The sequence below is a fragment of the Acinetobacter sp. SFD genome, from assembly GCF_001647575.1.
Classification (GTDB): Bacteria; Pseudomonadota; Gammaproteobacteria; order Pseudomonadales; family Moraxellaceae; genus Acinetobacter; species Acinetobacter pecorum.
The window spans coordinates 374266-390817 of the sequence record NZ_LSZJ01000001.1 but is presented as its reverse complement, the minus strand read 5'-3'; the positions used below and the strand labels follow the sequence as shown (position 1 = coordinate 390817).

Here is a 16552-nt window from a genome sequence, read left to right as displayed (position 1 = left end):
CGTAATACAAGAGAACGGTTAAAAAATTATGAGGCACAGCATAGCGCAAAATGCACCTAAAAGTGAATTTTGCACCCGCATTTCCCGAAGAAAAATGACTGTTGTATAGAGGGATGCCTTATAAAGCGACTGCACGATTTTTAGATTGTTGCAATGCTTCATTGGCTTCGCGTTGCTGCTGGTCTTGATTCGCTGGAACTTGAGGTGATTGTTGCAGCTGTTCCTGAGTAATATTCTCGGTTTGTTCTACAGATTCAGCAGTTCTAGGCAGTGTTGGAGCTGAATTTTTCCAGCCATAGGTGTCTACTGTGGTGGCTTTCCTTGCGGATTTTGGTGGTGGGGTTTTGGTATAATGCGTGACACCTTTTGCATCGACCCATTTATGATACTGGATCGCGGAAGCGCTGCTGCTACAAACGATCAAAGAAACTGCACAACTCAGACTGAAGGCAGTTAAAAAAGATATTTTCATTGTTCTTGGGCCTCGTCTTTCTAGGCGTAATATACTGCAATTATTGTAATAATTTTTTAGTAAAAATGATGGATTTTTATCTGTTTTATTCACTATTAATTAAAAAAACCAGTACAAGCTTGAATTTAAATAATCATTAACAAATTTTCATATTCAAAATTTATTAATAAGCAGTTTACTTTGATTTAATAAAAATTCATTCATTTTTTTTATATAAGACATATTAAAAATTTATAAAAATAAACTATTAAGTATATGAATTATATTAAATTAATTGAGGTTGTAGGAAGCTGGGGAATGGCTGCAAGCAGTAATTGCTGTTAAAAACAGCAAATTTGAATGCTATAAGTACAGATTGCCTGTTTTTTAAACTTGACTTTAAAGCCTGAAAACACAAGAATGCTGCAATAGTTTTATATGCCTTAGATCGATCACCCTTCGACTAAGAGTCATTTCATGCAGTGGGCGATTTCTCTAGCCGAGAAATTGAACAAAGCTAAGCAAAATATGTTTATCCCAACATGTTTTAGGTCTCGTATTGCTCGAACAGCGAAGAGATCAGATTTTTTTCCTATTGCTATGAAAACTATGAAATTTGTGTGCTATAACAGTGCAGACAGTTAACAAATGAAACACTGCAAATGCCTCCCATTTGTGCAGTGAATAATATTAGGGTGAATCACGTTGGAACTTCTATCTGGTGGTGAAATGCTCGTTCGCGCATTAGCGGATGAAGGCGTTGAACATGTTTTTGGATACCCAGGCGGCGCAGTACTACATATTTACGACGCGCTATTTCAACAAGACAAAATCAATCATTACCTCGTACGTCACGAACAGGCTGCCGGCCACATGGCAGATGCCTACTCGCGCGTGACAGGTAAAACCGGTGTTGTGCTGGTGACTTCAGGTCCGGGCGCAACCAATACGGTAACCCCAATTGCAACAGCCTATATGGACTCAATCCCGATGGTGATTTTGTCTGGCCAGGTTGCGAGTCATCTGATTGGTGAAGATGCATTCCAGGAAACCGATATGGTCGGGATTTCCCGTCCGATCGTGAAGCATAGCTTCCAGGTGCGTCATGCTAGTGAAATTCCTGCGATTATCAAGAAAGCCTTTTATATCGCGTCCTCAGGCCGTCCAGGCCCGGTGGTGATCGATATTCCAAAGGATGCGACCAATCCTGCAGAAAAATTTGCTTACGAATACCCAGAAAAAGTGAAGATGCGTTCGTATCAACCACCGTTCCGTGGTCATTCGGGTCAAATTCGTAAAGCGATTGAAGAATTGATCAACGCTAAACGGCCAGTGATTTACTCTGGCGGTGGTGTAGTTCAGGGCAATGCTTCAGAACAATTGACAGAGCTAGCGCATTTATTGGGCTATCCAGTAACCAATACCTTAATGGGTCTTGGCGCATTCCCGGGTGATGATGAGCAGTTCATCGGTATGTTGGGGATGCACGGCACCTATGAAGCCAACATGACCATGCACCATGCAGATGTGATTCTGTGTGTAGGTGCGCGTTTCGATGACCGTGTAACTAATAACCCTGCAAAATTCTGTCCGAATGCCAAAGTCATTCATATTGATATCGATCCGGCAACGATTTCAAAAACCATTATGGCGCATATCCCAATCGTGGGCGCTGTAGAACCGGTATTGAATGAAATGCTGAACCAGTTGAAGCAGATGAATGTATCCAAGCCAAATCCTGAAGCGATTGCGGCATGGTGGAAACAGATCAATGAATGGCGCAAGGTTCATGGCGGTCGTTTTGAAGCGGGTACTAATGGCGTAATGAAGCCACAGCAAGTGGTTCAGGCATTGGACAAGGTAACCAATGGCGAAGCGATCATCACTTCTGACGTAGGTCAGCATCAGATGTTTGGTGCGATGTATTACAAGTACAAGCGTCCACGCCAATGGATCAACTCAGGTGGTCTAGGTACGATGGGTGTCGGTCTGCCATATGCGATGGCGGCGAAGCTTGCCTTCCCGGAACAGCAGGTGGTGTGTATTACTGGTGAAGCATCAATCCAGATGTGTATCCAGGAACTTTCGACCTGTAAGCAATATGGTCTGAACGTCAAAATCCTGTGCTTGAATAACCAGTCTTTAGGAATGGTGAAGCAGTGGCAAGATATGAACTATGAGGGACGTCATTCAAGTTCTTATGTAGATTCATTGCCTGACTTTGCAAAGCTGATGGAAGCTTATGGCCATGTCGGCATTCAGATTGACCATGCAGACGAGCTTGAATCCAAGCTCGAAGAAGCGATGGCAATCAATGACAAATGCGTATTTATTAACGTAATGGTTGACCGTACCGAACACGTATATCCGATGCTGGTTGCAGGTCAGTCGATGCAGGATATGTGGTTGGCTAAAGGGGAGCGCACGAAATGAGACATATTATCTCTGTACTCGTAGAAAACGAATCAGGCGCGCTTTCCCGCCTCGTCGGCTTGTTCTCACAGCGTGGCTATAACATCGAAACATTGAATGTTGCCCCGACTGAAGATCCAACACTTTCACGTTTGACATTGACCACCTATGGCGATGATCACAAGATTGAGCAGATCACCAAACAGCTTAACAAGCTGGTTGAGGTGGTTAAAGTGGTGGACCTGTCTGAAGGTGCACACATTGAGCGTGAATTGATGTTGATCAAAGTGAAAGCATTGGGCTCCTCTCGTGATGAAATCAAACGTACGGCAGATATTTTTCGTGGTCAGATCGTTGATGTAACACCAACGACCTATACCGTTCAAATCGCAGGGACTACTGAGAAAGTAGATGCGTTTATTGATGCACTTGCAGAACACACAATTTTAGAAGTGGTACGTTCTGGTGTATCCGGTATCGCACGTGGCGAAAAAGTTCTAACAATCTAAATTTTTAAATATTTCCTCATCTGAACAAGAAGAGGGGGTCAGGCAATGTGAATTTAAGGGACATTGCCTGATTTAACAGATAAACAAGCATTCAAGCGGAGACAGCAATGCAAATTTTTTACGATAAAGACTGTGACTTATCTATTATCCAATCTAAGAAAGTAGCGATTATTGGTTACGGTTCACAAGGCCACGCGCATGCGCTTAACCTTAAAGATTCTGGCGTTGACGTAACTGTAGGTCTACGTGCGAACTCTACTTCTTGGAAAAAAGCTGAAAATTCAGGTCTTAAAGTTGCTGAAGTTGCTGCTGCTGTAGCGCAAGCTGACGTTGTTATGATTTTGACGCCAGATGAATTCCAATCTCAACTTTACCGTGACGAGATTGAGCCAAACATTAAGCAGGGTGCGACTTTAGCGTTTGCTCACGGCTTCTCTATTCTTTACAACCAAGTTGTTCCACGTAAAGATCTTGACGTAATCATGGTTGCGCCTAAAGCGCCTGGTCATACAGTACGTTCTGAATACCAACGTGGTTCAGGTGTTCCTGACCTTATCGCGATTCACCAAGATGCTTCTGGTAACGCTCGTAATGTTGCACTTTCTTATGCTTCAGGCGTAGGTGGTGGCCGTACAGGTATTATCGAAACTTCATTCCGTGAAGAAACTGAAACTGACCTATTCGGTGAGCAAGCAGTTCTTTGTGGTGGTGCAGTTGAATTGGTTAAAATGGGCTTCGAAACTCTTGTTGAAGCTGGTTATGCGCCTGAAATGGCATACTTCGAATGTCTACACGAACTTAAATTGATCGTTGACTTAATGTTCGAAGGCGGTATCGCGGACATGAACTACTCAGTATCTAACAACGCTGAATATGGCGAATATGTAACGGGTACTGAAGTAATCAACGAACAATCTCGTGAAGCGATGCGTAATGCGCTTAAACGTATTCAATCTGGCGAATACGCGAAGATGTTCATTAACGAAGGTGCTTTAAACTATCCTTCTATGACTGCTCGTCGTCGTCAAAACGCGGCTCACGGTATCGAAGTAACTGGTAACAAGTTACGTGCAATGATGCCTTGGATCCAAGCGAACAAGATTGTAGATAAAGAAAAGAACTAAGGTTTCGTGCCTTAAAAAGAGGAAAGCAGCGCTTTCCTCTTTTTTCGTACCTTGGATCCAAACAAACAAAATCGTTGATAAAGAGAAAAACTAATTTCTCGTATCAATTGATTTTGAATGCGAAAAACCCACTCTTTTAGAGTGGGTTTTTTTTAAACCTAACATTGCGTGTCTTTTGCTTCATACAAAGCAATGCTTTTTGATAGTGAAAGAGAAGTCTTTTTTTATTTCACATTCAGTAAGCGAAAGCAAGATGAATTAAAATAATAAAATTTTGAATAAGGTTGTAATAAATTAATTAAGAAGTAGCTGCTATCTTGTTTAATTCAAGTGAATAATAATTAAACAGAGAATAATGAAATAAAATCGCGTATTTGACTTTTTAATTAAAAAATAATTTGAGATTTAATATTACTTGGGTAGAATTACTAGGAGAGCAAGAAGCCAATATTTTAAAATCAGATTTTATTTGAAAACTAATTAAAAAATATCCCTATAATCAAAATTTATATTGGATTTAATTGTAAATTGTAAGACTTTGTAAAATTTAAAAATGAGATTAATATAGTCAGATATTTTTATTTAAAATAATATCAATATCAATATCTTATATTTTTTAAATAAGATTCTGAGAAAATCATTCTTATATATAATATATAAACATAAGTTTAACAGGATTATAGCTGTTTTATATATATCATTGTAAAAAAAGAATTTTTAATAAAAATTTAAAAAATATAGTATAAGCAAATGTAGTGTGAATAATAGAGCTTCTATATGTTTTTTAATGAAAAATAATAAGATGGCTGCACGCCTACAGTAACATTACTCATAATAATAAGAGTCCAAAATGTAAGCGTAAAACTTAATAAATATATTCTTCCAAAAAGGAATGGAGCATACTTATGAATAAAATAACTCAAGTAGTATTAGCCACCGTAGTATTGAGCTTTGGTTTAGGTTCAACAGCAGTTTATGCAAATCAGACTGCAGGAAAACCGGGTTCCCAAACACCACATAAGCCAGGCAAACATGGATGTGGAGATAAGTGTGACGGAAAAATTGATATTGTCCTGGAAGTTCCAAGACATTGTGATTTGGATGTGGAAACACCACAATTGACGCTTGCGCAAACAACGGGAGGTAACTGGAGCGATGCAGGTTTCTTTAATGTAAGCACAAATGCTCCTTATCGATTAAATATTAATGCACCAAATAATTTGCGCAGTGGCCAGAACTCTGTACCTGTATCTGTGACAACTACACGTGGTGGACGGGCTTATTCTGGAGCTCAATCAAGTACTAAAGGGCAAGCCCATCGTTGGGATGTAGCAGCTACAGTGGCTGGTAGTGCGATTGCAGCAGCTGATGCAGGTACTTATCGTGGCACATATAATGTCGAAGTTCGATTCTAATAATAAGAAATTTACTCTTAATAAGTATTGAACGTATAGGAGGTGTGTGAATCATCTCCTATTTTAATAATTTTTTTTATTGAATAATAACTATAATAAGTTTTTGGAGTAAAAAATGCATAAAAAAATAATTGGATTTTTATTATTATTGTTATGTAGTGCTACTCTCTCTGCGGGAATAAAGTTTAGTCCAATCCAGTTATATATTGAAAATTCTAAAAAACAGAGAAGTACAACGGTTAATATTGAGAGTACAGGGTTAAAATATTCAAAAATATATGAAATTTCTGCATTTAAATGGCAACAGAATGAAAGGGGGGATGATGTTCTCGTCGAAGATAAAACATTATTATTTAATCCAAGAACCTTTGAGTTAAAACCGGAAAGCAAACAGATAGTCCGGATCGGATTTAGTCAGCCACTTACAGGTACTGAAAAGCAGCAAGCATGGAGAGTTATTTTTAAAGAAGTTACACCTGTAGAAGACACTTCATCGATCAACTTTTTATTTAATTTTTCCTTGCCGCTTTTTACAGAAAAACACTCAGCACCGCAACTTAATGTAAATCTGGAAAAGGTAAATGGTTTAACTTATTTGAAAGTGGGAAATAAAGCCAAATCACATGCAAAAATTGTAGAGGTTATAGTATTAGATAATCTGAATAATGAAGTATTAAAAAAAGATTTTACCCAATATGTTTTGAGTGGGAATGAAATTAAATTTGAAATTGGGGAAATAAAAACTACTGGAAATCTGAAGTTGAAAATAAAAGTAGAAGAATATGGGGAATATTTAGAATACCCTATCAGTGCTTAGAACGGATTGGCAAAAGAATAAAAATAGTCAAAGGAAGTGCTATGAGAGCCACTAAAATTCTTATGATGATAGTCTGTGGTATTGGGGTGACGCCTGTAAAAGCAAATACTAGTCCGGTACAAGGCCAGACACAAGATCCAGAGATGTTAATCGTAAATATATGGATAAATGGCCTGGATTATAAAACTGAAGCAATTACTTTCACGGAGGACAGGAAAAAATTTATTGAATGTGAACCCTTGCATAGTTTAGGAATTAAAGTAGAAAATTTTCAACGCCATTTAAAGAAAAAAGATTTCTGTTTAATCACTCAAACAGGAATTACAGTCGAGGATGACTATAGCCTTCAGGCAATTAAAATTAATTTTCCAGTCAGCTATTTTGAAGATCAGGCTTATGATCTAGAAGTATTGCAGCCTGCAAAGGCGGATTTTGGGGGATTCATTAACTATAATTTATTCTACAGTAGAGATAGTCGTGATCAGGAATTTAATACATTTTCAGAAGTTGGAGTATTTAAAGATTACTGGTTATTTAAAAATGCCTTTTTATATCGGAATGAACCTGAAGGCCAAGAAAAGAAATTCTTAAGAGTAAGAAGTAGTTTGGACTTTGAATTTCCTGATAGGTTTTTAAGATTAACACTAGGGGATACTACCAGTCCTTATAACACTTTAAATAGTTCTTTTCGTTTTGGAGGTTTAAGTCTTGGGACCATTTATACTGATCGTCCAGATTTTGTTTATTGGAATATCCCTGCTTTGAATGGCAGTGCCAGCCTGCCTTCAACTGTAGATTTATATATTAATGGCATAAATTTATATAAAGATTCAGTTGTACCAGGTAATTATAATCTGCCTGCAGGCTCAATTGTAAATCAGGCAGGTGATGCGCAAATTGTGGTGGAGGATATTTTAGGGAATAAAACAGTTAGAAGCTTCCCTGTATATATTAATAACCGTTTATTAAAGCCTAGACTCAATGAATATAATATTTCCTTGGGAAAGCTAAGATATAATTATGATTATGTGGATGATGATTATCGCGAGTTTTTTACTAAACTGTTTTTCCGGAGAGGACTTACCTTTTCAACTACCTTGGGCGGAGATCTTTTATATAGTGAGAAAGTAAGTAACTTTGACTTGTTATGGACTCAAGGGGTGAGTAAGTATTTTTTGCTTGATACGGCATTTTCAGTAAGTAAAGATGATAAGGAAAACCAGTGGGGCTATGCAGGATCTGTTGCCATAACACGGGATTTTGAAAACTGGTCATTAGGGATTAATAGCCGGTATTTTACTAAAAAATATGAATACTTAAGTGAGGATGATTACAGTTCTAATCTTAAAACTTCAGATATTATCTATTTTAATTTTTCTAATTTAAAAATTATTGACAGTTTAAATCTCAGTTATATTCAGCAGTCAAGTTACGCTACTGAAGATTTTTTCGAAGATGATCGTAAAATTTTTGATATTAGAGCATCAAAAAAACTAACAGATAATTTATATACAAGTTTTGGTTTTTTTAAGGACTTTGGAGAAGGTGATGATGGAGGGTTTAACATTGCTTTTTCTTACGATTGGGAGGGGAAAGGTCAAGTTTATCTAGATCATGATACTGATAATAATGAAACTGGCTTAAGTTATAGTAGAAGAACCATGACTCAAAATGGTTTCGATTATGTTCTCGGAGTAAATCAGCGCGATAATGAAGTTAATTATAATGCCTATGGTTTATGGAAAACCAGCATCGGGAATTTGCAGCTGTCACATGATGAGTTTGAAGACCAGCGCAATTCACAGGCCGTGTTTGACGGGGCCTTAGTTTGGCTGGGGAATAAGGTAGCATTTACCAAATATGCAGATAATGCCTTTGCATTGGTCAATGTAGATCAGCATCCAGAGTTAGATATCTATCGCTCTGCCACTTTGGTAGGAAGTACCAATAATAACGGTTATATGTTTATACATAATATTATCCCTTATATTAATTATGATATTTCTTTTGACCATAACCAATTGTCGATGGAAGAAACTTTTACACATTCTTCCAAGAAAATAATTGGTCTGGATCAACGCGGATATAAATTAGATTTCCCTATTCATAAAACCAAGCGGATTCCATTAAGAATAAAAGACTTTAAACAAAATAATTTAATAGCAGGTTCAGAAGTGGTGGTTGAGGGCTTAAGCGGTGATCCATCTTTTGTGGACAGTCAGGGGATTGTCTATTTATATCTGATTCAACCCGGCCAATACCGGCTTAAAATAAAAACACAAGGTGGCCAGCAATGCCAGGCTCAATTGATTGTTCCTCAAAATCAATTTCAAAATTCAGAAAATCAAATTTTGGAAACCATATGCAGATAGGTGTAAAAATGAAAAAACTTTTTTTATTTATTCTAGTGAGCATGGGGGGGATTGCGAATGCCCAACATTGCTCAATTGATGGATTTACGAATCCGGAATTGCGTCTGGCGAGTTACCAGCGTAGTCAGTCCGCCACTTCATTTAATATTTCATGCGATACTGGCTATTCGATCCTGTTTAATAGTCAGAATCTGGTCAGTTCAAGTGGTGTGAGCTATGTTTCCAATGGCCCTTATAAATTACGTACCAAATTAAATTTGACTGGTGCCAACAGTAATTTGTGGGGGGTGAGGCTCAATCAGGGGGCAGCCCAGCGACAAAAATACATTGTTTCAGTTCAGCTTGAGGATAATCCTTTAAATGGAGTTCCCGCAGGCAGATACAGCGATCGGGTTTCGATAGATATTTCCTTCTAATTTTCACAGGCTGTTGCTCTTGAAATAAGATCATAACTGGTGCACTTCATTTGAGGTGGGCATCAGGTTGAAATACAGATTTATATAAAAATGCGTCCCTATGGCGAGTGAGATGAAGTTGATAGAGATTTATTTATTGATCCGCTTAATAATTTTAAAAATAATCCTCTTTTTCTTTTCTTTTTATGATTCATGAGTTGGTCATATCTTTTGCTTATAGTGGATCAAATATACAAATAAAATAGGTGCGAGATGCAGCCCATGTCCATCTCAGAATTATTAAAGTAACAGCCTGTTATGCAAAAATCCGGTTTGATTTAAAACAACAACGTAAACAGGCTACTCATGACAAAATGGTCTTAGATGATCTGACCCGTTCCCGTTTGAAAATTGCCATTGTTACTGAAACCTGGCCTCCTGAAATCAATGGTGTTGCCCATGCGTTATTACAACTTTGCAAAGGATTGCAAAAGCAGGGACATAAGATTTTATTAATTCGTCCTGAACAACATCACGTCTGTACCGAATTCAAACCATATAACGAATGTTTGGTTAAGGCACATTGCATTCCCAAGTACAGCAATTTGCAGTTTGGCAGACTACAATTCCTGAAAATTCATCAAGCTGTTGAAGCTTTTGCACCGGATATTATTCATATTGTGACTGAGGGACCTTTAGGATTAGCGGCTCAGCAGCTTGCAAAATTTCATAAAATTCAAGTATCTAGCGGATTTCATTCGTCATTTCAGGAGTTCAGCCGGTTTTTTGATCTGGTTTTTTTGCTTAAACCCATTCAGGGCTATTTAAAGTGGTTTCATAACAATACTGACTTAACCTGTGTCCCAAGTCGGGATACTGCTCAAGCCTTAAAGCAGTTTGACATATCCTGTCCAGTGGCAATCGTAGGCAGAGGTGTTGATCCAGATACATTTTCACCAAAGTGGCGCTCATCGGATTTGCGTTATGCTTGGGGAGTCTCAGGCGATACCCGTGTGATGCTGTATGTTGGGCGGCTCTCGCCTGAAAAGGAAATTGACGTGCTGATCAAAACCTACTTTGTTCTGCGCCAGCTTCACCAGCAAGATATACGTTTGGTGATTGTGGGAGATGGACCAGACCGGACCCGACTGCAACAGCTGAATCAGGATGGCAGCATTCTTTTTACTGGCAGCTTAACCGGGAAAAACCTGTCTGAAGTTTATGCCAGTGCCGATGTTTTCTGTTTTGCCAGTCAGGTAGAAACCTTTGGAAATGTGGTGCTGGAAGCGATGGCCAGTGGTTTGCCGGTGATTGCTTATGATTATGCCTGTGCAAATTTACATGTGCGACATGGTCAAACAGGATGGTTAAGCAGGCTTGGCAACCAGCAGGATTTTATCCAGCAGTTGCTTGGATTGCCTGATCTGTACAGATTGCGACAGATGGGCGTACAAGCACGTAAAAAGGCAGAAACGGTCGGCTGGCAGTATCCTGTCCGGCAGTTTGAACAAGCATTGTATTCACTGGTACGGCATCAGGAATACAATATATAAAACAAGAAAGGAGCAACAGTGTGAAACTCCAGAATGTAAAAATTAAGTTTTTGGAAATTGATTTAAAAGGCTGTGTCTATCTGAATCATTTTTCGCATTCAGCACGAATTGCTACTTTTTTTAAAATTATTAGTCGCTTAGGGAATGGCGCATTTTGGTATTTCATGCTGTTACTGGTTTGGATCATGCAAGGCCTGATCTATACCTCACAAATTGTTTATCTAATTCTGGGAAGCACCGTAGCGACTATCATTTACAAGATGCTAAAAATTAAAACGGTGAGACCACGTCCTTATCAGGTGCATCAGGTCATCCGTCTAGGTGAACATCCCCTGGACCATTTTAGTTTTCCCTCCGGGCATACCTTGCATGCTGTCATGGCAACCACTGTTTTAGGCTATGTCGCCCCTTTATTGCTGATGCTGATGTTGCCTTTTACAGTTCTGGTCGCAGTGTCCAGAATGGTGTTGGGCTTGCACTATCCAAGTGATGTCGTGGTTGGGGCTATTCTGGGTGGCATGATGGCAATTGCCATTGTCCTGACTGCACCTTATTTAAATATTGTGTTGTAAAAATAAATGAAAGCCGGGACAAAGGCTCGCAGATTTTTACAGATTTGTTAAAGTACAGCATCAAAGCAATTATGGTGAGAAATAGAGATGGGTTTACGTTGGACAGATACTCTCGATATCGCGATTGAACTCTACGAAGCGCATCCTGATGTGGACCCGCAGTGGGTTCGTTTTACCGATTTACATGCCTGGGTATGTGCCTTGCCTGAATTTGAAGATGATCCGACCAAGTCGACTGAAGGTCTGCTGGAAGCTATTCAAATGGCATGGATTGACGAGGCACGCTAAGCCCTCATCTTAAAAAAGCATTTTTTTACAGATGAAAAGCAGAAAAATGCGCATTATCTCGGTATAATGCGCCAAAATTTCATGTCAACAATTGACTTAAGGAGCCATCATGGCTATCGAACGTACTTTATCTATCGTTAAACCAGACGCAGTTGCTAAAAACCACATCGGCGACATCTTTGCTCGTTTTGAAAAAGCTGGTCTTCAAATTGTTGCAACTAAAATGAAACATTTGACTCAAGCTGAAGCTGAAGGCTTCTACGCTGAGCATAAAGAACGTGGTTTCTTTGCTGACCTAGTTGCATTCATGACTTCTGGTCCAGTTGTTGTTTCAGTTCTTGAAGGCGAAAATGCTGTTCTTGCTCACCGTGACATCCTTGGCGCGACAAATCCTAAAGAAGCTGCTCCTGGTACAATCCGTGCAGATTTCGCTGTAAGCATCGACGAAAATGCTGCTCACGGTTCTGACTCTGTAGCATCTGCTGACCGCGAAATTAACTACTTCTTCGCGCAAACTGAGATTGCTCCACGTACTCGTTAATTCGCAGTATTCAAGCCAGATAAGTGTTATTATACTTATCTGGTTTTTTTATTCTCTGAATAATTCTTTGCTCACATATTGAGCTTCTCCTTTCATCTTTAGGCATGGTTTAGGTAATACACATGAGTACTGAAGTCGTCGCTGTATCTGCAGTTTCAGCTGCACAGCAACCATCTCCGTCCACTCCGGCACAGCAAAATGCTGTAGAAAAAGTGAACCTACTCGGCATGTCTCGTCCGCAAATGGAGAAATTCTTTGAGGATATGGGTGAGAAGAAGTTTCGTGCCGGGCAAGTCATGAAATGGATTCACCAGTTCTTCGTGACCGATTTTGCTGAAATGACCAATATTTCCGGCAAACTACGTGAAAAACTGGAAAAGATTTGTGAAATTAAAGCACCGGAAGTGGTGCATAAAAACTATTCCAAAGATGGAACCCGTAAATGGGTATTCCGTGTTGGCGATGGTGAAGGTTCTCTTGTTGAAACGGTACTGATTCCTGCTGAACATCGCAGTGGTTTACGTCGCACTTTGTGTATTTCTTCACAAGTGGGCTGTGCACTGGACTGTTCATTCTGTTCGACCGGTAAACAGGGTTTTCAGCGCGATTTGACCCAGGCGGAAATTATCGGTCAGCTCTGGATGGCGAATTATTCGTATATGGAAGATGTGCCTGTACTTGAGCGTGAACGTTCAGTCACAAACGTGGTGATGATGGGCATGGGCGAGCCATTGCTCAACTACGATGCAGTATTGAATTCAATGCGCATTATGCTGGATGACTTTGCATACGGCATGTCAAAACGTCGTGTGACTTTATCGACTTCTGGTGTGGTGCCGAAAATCGATCAGATGGTCAAAGATATTGACGTGGCGCTGGCTATTTCATTGCATGCGCCAAATGATGAACTGCGTAACGAGCTGGTGCCGATCAATAAAAAATATCCGCTTGAGCAGCTGATTGCTGCATGTCAGCGTTATATTGCCAAAGATGGGAATGAAAGTTCACGTAAACATGTAACGATTGAATATGTGATGTTAGATGGCGTGAATGACCATCCTGAACATGCGCAGCAAATGATTAAGCTGTTGAAGAATTTGCCAAGCAAGATTAATTTGATTCCTTTTAATCCGTTCCCGCATGCGCCATATGGCCGCTCAAGCCGCAACCGGATTATTTCTTTCCAAAAAACTTTGTCTGATGCCGGTTTTGTGTGTACGATTCGTCAGACACGCGGTGATGACATTGATGCCGCGTGCGGACAGTTAGTCGGACAAGTTGCTGACCGTACCCGTCGTGCGGAACAGTGGAAAAAGAAAATTGCGCAATCGAATGAGATCATGCGCTCACAAGGATAATAAGAGGTCGCCAGTTGAGAAATCTAACATCAAAGTTTGCTTTGATTTCAACAGTATGTGTGTCTTTGGTTTTAGTCGCGTGTCAGACGCCAGATCTGGGTCAGAAAGACCCTGAAAAGGCCACCAAAGTCCGTACCCAATTGGCGGTAGAATATCTGAGAACAGGTGACCTGGATGCAGCCAAACGTGCGCTGGATCAGGCACTTGAGACTACTCCGCGTGATTCTCAAGCAAATATGATGATGGGCGTGCTACTGCAACAGGAAGGTAGTAAGCTTAATCTCGAAAAAGCAGATCATTATTTCAAGCGCGCGATTTCGGCCGATCCGAAAAATGCGCAGGCGCGAAATAATTACGGCACCTATTTATATCAGCTTGAACGCTATAACGATGCGATCGAGCAGTTTCAAATTGCTGGTGCCACGTTGGGTTATGATCAGCGATTCCGCGCACTGGAAAATATGGGGCGGATTTACCTGAAACTGGGTGATACAGCAAATGCTGAAAAATCATTCAAACAGGCACTGCAAGCCAATCGCGATTCTTATATTTCAATGTTAGAGTTGGCAGAAATATTTTATTTGAACCAGCAGTTCCCGGCGGCGACACAAATGTATCAACAGTTTGTGCGTGGTGTGGGGCAGAAAAATCAGGGTGCCCGTGCACTCTGGATTGGCATTCGCACTGCGCGTGCCGGAGGTGATCAGTTGGGTATGCAGGTATTGGTCAACCAGTTACGTGCACTCTTTCCTGAAAGCCAGGAATACCAACGTTATTTGCAATTACAGTACAGTACTGAGGCCGTATGGAAGTAAATCCTAATTCACCATCGAATCATTCGAGCGTAGCTCCAAATGCGTTAGGAAATATTCAACGTCCGGGCGAGTACTTGCGCCAGATTCGTATCAATCAGCAACGCAATCTGGAAGATGTAGCGAAAGAGTTGAATATTCCGCTCAAAACCCTGACTGCACTGGAACAGGACGAATATAAGTCTTTGCCTGAAGCGACCTTCATTAAAGGTTATTACCGGACTTATGCCAAATTTCTGGGTGTTGATGCTTCAAGCATTATTCAGCGTTTTGATGAAATTTATACCAATGATACCGGGTTGCTGCCGAATCATGCCCTGAACAATTCTCCTATTAAAATTATGGGGAAATTGCCAGGCTCCAAGCGGGACCGCAATCGTAAGTGGTTAAAGCGCATTTTTATTACGCTGGTAGTGCTACTGATTTTGGGCGCACTGTTTGCCATGATTCAGAACTGGTCAAGTAGTAATTCACAAAATAGCAGTGAAGTCTCTGGAGTGGGCGCTTCTAATGTCGAGATTCTGAATCTGGATACAGGTAACGCGCTTTCGGGCGACCAGTTGAAACTTGAGTTTAAGCGTCCGACCTCTGTGCATATTGTAGACTCGGCGGGCAATGTTCTGGCAACTGGCCGTCAGGCATCAAGCTTGCAGCTAAATGGCGAAGCGCCATTCCAGATTCGTCTGGATGATGCATCGGCTGTATCGCTCAGTTTGAATAATGAAAATATTTCATTGTCACCCTACACTGTGAACGGAAAAGCAGAATTCCGTTTATCACCTTAACAGATCAAGAGTAGAGCAGAACAATGATCATAAATCCAATTAAACGTCGTCCAACACGTAAAATTCGTGTGGGTTCAGTTTATGTGGGTGGTGATGCACCAATCAGTATCCAGTCCATGACCAATACTGAAACCTGTGATGTGGCAGCTACGGTTGCTCAAATCCAGCGCTGCGTCGATGCTGGTGCAGACATCATGCGGGTTTCTGTGCCAACGATGGAAGCGGCGGCGGCATTTGGTGAAATTCGCAAGCAGGTTAATGTGCCTTTGGTCGCCGATATTCACTTTGATTATAAAATTGCTTTAGCAGTTGCCGATTTGGGTGCAGACTGCCTGCGTATTAACCCGGGCAATATCGGTTCTGAAGCGAAAATTCGTGAAGTCGTGGCCGCAGCACGTCATAACGACATTTCCATGCGGATCGGTGTTAATGCCGGCTCCCTGGAAAAAGATATTCAAAAGAAATATGGCGAGCCGACAGGTCAGGCATTGCTTGAATCTGCGATGCGCCATATCGATATTTTAGACCGTCTGGATTTCCAGGAATTCAAAATTTCAGTCAAAGCATCGAATGTGTTCCTGACCATGGATGCGTATCGTTTGCTGTCACAGCAAATTGATAATCCGCTCCATCTGGGTGTCACGGAAGCGGGTATTTACCGTACCGGTTCGGTTAAATCTGCGATCGCTTTGGGCGGCCTGCTGATGGAAGGCATTGGGGATACTATGCGTATTTCCTTAGCTGCCGAGCCTGAAGAAGAAATTAAAATTGGTTTTGATATTCTGAAATCGCTGGGTTTGCGCTCCAACGGGATTAACTTCATTGCCTGCCCAAGCTGTTCACGTCAGGAATTTAATGTGATTTCAGTGATGCAGCAACTTGAAGAGCGTTTAGAAGATATTCGTACCCCAATGGATGTTTCTGTCATTGGCTGTAAGGTCAATGGGCCGGGCGAAGCCAAAGAAGCCGATATTGGTGTAGTGGGTGCAAGTCCACGTTCACTGGTGTACCGTAATGGTGAAAAGAGCCATTTAATTGACACGAATCAATTGGTTGATGAAATCGAAACCATGGTTCGTCAACGTGTTTCCGAGCTTGAAGAAGCTAAATCTAAAGAAATTATTCGTACAAGTTTTCCTGAGTAGATC

At 40.6% G+C, this 16552-nt stretch carries 16 protein-coding genes; 15 read left to right on the top strand and 1 reads right to left on the bottom strand.

Going from position 1 to position 16552, the window contains the following annotated elements; genetic code table 11:
* Positions 1 to 118: 118 nt before the first annotated feature.
* The gene (locus tag AY605_RS01930; RefSeq protein WP_064094787.1) at positions 119 to 472 is read right to left on the bottom strand and encodes a DUF4124 domain-containing protein; all 354 of its coding nucleotides are present in this window, start codon (positions 470 to 472) and stop codon (positions 119 to 121) included.
* A gap of 684 nt (positions 473 to 1156) precedes the next feature.
* Between AY605_RS01930 and AY605_RS01925 the strand changes: the two genes are divergently transcribed.
* The 15 genes from AY605_RS01925 to ispG all read left to right on the top strand — a co-directional run bounded on the left by AY605_RS01925 (position 1157) and on the right by ispG (position 16549).
* On the top strand, positions 1157 to 2884 hold the full coding sequence (locus tag AY605_RS01925; RefSeq protein WP_064094786.1) for an acetolactate synthase 3 large subunit: 1728 nt from the start codon (positions 1157 to 1159) through the stop codon (positions 2882 to 2884).
* Positions 2881 to 3372 (top strand): acetolactate synthase small subunit, encoded by a 492-nt coding sequence (gene ilvN, locus AY605_RS01920; RefSeq protein ID WP_064094785.1) that lies wholly within the window; start codon positions 2881 to 2883, stop codon positions 3370 to 3372. Before AY605_RS01925 ends, ilvN begins: the two co-directional genes overlap by 4 nt.
* A 107-nt stretch (positions 3373 to 3479) precedes the next feature.
* The gene (ilvC, locus tag AY605_RS01915; RefSeq protein ID WP_064094784.1) at positions 3480 to 4496 is read left to right on the top strand and encodes a ketol-acid reductoisomerase; all 1017 of its coding nucleotides are present in this window, start codon (positions 3480 to 3482) and stop codon (positions 4494 to 4496) included.
* Positions 4497 to 5440: 944 nt separating this feature from the next.
* The gene (locus AY605_RS01910) at positions 5441 to 5911 is read left to right on the top strand and encodes a hypothetical protein (RefSeq protein ID WP_225215684.1); all 471 of its coding nucleotides are present in this window, start codon (positions 5441 to 5443) and stop codon (positions 5909 to 5911) included.
* Between the two features lie 115 nt (positions 5912 to 6026).
* Positions 6027 to 6728 (top strand): molecular chaperone, encoded by a 702-nt coding sequence (locus AY605_RS01905; protein ID WP_064094782.1) that lies wholly within the window; start codon positions 6027 to 6029, stop codon positions 6726 to 6728.
* A gap of 41 nt (positions 6729 to 6769) precedes the next feature.
* Complete coding sequence (locus AY605_RS01900; protein WP_064094781.1) at positions 6770 to 9100, top strand: fimbria/pilus outer membrane usher protein; 2331 nt, start codon at positions 6770 to 6772, stop codon at positions 9098 to 9100.
* 8 nt (positions 9101 to 9108) lie between these two features.
* Positions 9109 to 9516, top strand: coding sequence for a hypothetical protein (locus tag AY605_RS01895; protein WP_064095173.1), 408 nt, complete (start codon positions 9109 to 9111; stop codon positions 9514 to 9516).
* Positions 9517 to 9791: 275 nt separating this feature from the next.
* Positions 9792 to 11048: a glycosyltransferase family 4 protein gene (locus tag AY605_RS01890; RefSeq protein ID WP_064095172.1), complete on the top strand. Its 1257-nt coding sequence runs from the start codon at positions 9792 to 9794 to the stop codon at positions 11046 to 11048.
* Between the two features lie 20 nt (positions 11049 to 11068).
* Positions 11069 to 11620: a phosphatase PAP2 family protein gene (locus AY605_RS01885; RefSeq protein WP_064094780.1), complete on the top strand. Its 552-nt coding sequence runs from the start codon at positions 11069 to 11071 to the stop codon at positions 11618 to 11620.
* An 87-nt stretch (positions 11621 to 11707) separates the two neighbouring features.
* Positions 11708 to 11908, top strand: coding sequence for a Fe-S cluster assembly protein IscX (gene iscX / locus AY605_RS01880; RefSeq protein ID WP_064094779.1), 201 nt, complete (start codon positions 11708 to 11710; stop codon positions 11906 to 11908).
* 109 nt (positions 11909 to 12017) lie between these two features.
* On the top strand, positions 12018 to 12449 hold the full coding sequence (gene ndk / locus AY605_RS01875; RefSeq protein ID WP_064094778.1) for a nucleoside-diphosphate kinase: 432 nt from the start codon (positions 12018 to 12020) through the stop codon (positions 12447 to 12449).
* A 122-nt stretch (positions 12450 to 12571) separates the two neighbouring features.
* A complete protein-coding gene (gene rlmN / locus AY605_RS01870) occupies positions 12572 to 13807 on the top strand; it encodes a 23S rRNA (adenine(2503)-C(2))-methyltransferase RlmN (RefSeq protein WP_064094777.1) in 1236 nt (411 codons plus the stop codon).
* Between the two features lie 14 nt (positions 13808 to 13821).
* Positions 13822 to 14622, top strand: a complete 801-nt coding sequence (pilW, locus tag AY605_RS01865; protein WP_005261820.1) for a type IV pilus biogenesis/stability protein PilW — start codon at positions 13822 to 13824, stop codon at positions 14620 to 14622.
* Entirely contained in the window at positions 14613 to 15404 is a 792-nt protein-coding gene (locus AY605_RS01860) for a helix-turn-helix domain-containing protein (RefSeq protein WP_064094776.1), read from the top strand. Before pilW ends, AY605_RS01860 begins: the two co-directional genes overlap by 10 nt.
* A gap of 23 nt (positions 15405 to 15427) precedes the next feature.
* A complete protein-coding gene (ispG, locus tag AY605_RS01855) occupies positions 15428 to 16549 on the top strand; it encodes a flavodoxin-dependent (E)-4-hydroxy-3-methylbut-2-enyl-diphosphate synthase (protein ID WP_064094775.1) in 1122 nt (373 codons plus the stop codon).
* The last annotated feature ends 3 nt before the right edge of the window (positions 16550 to 16552 follow it).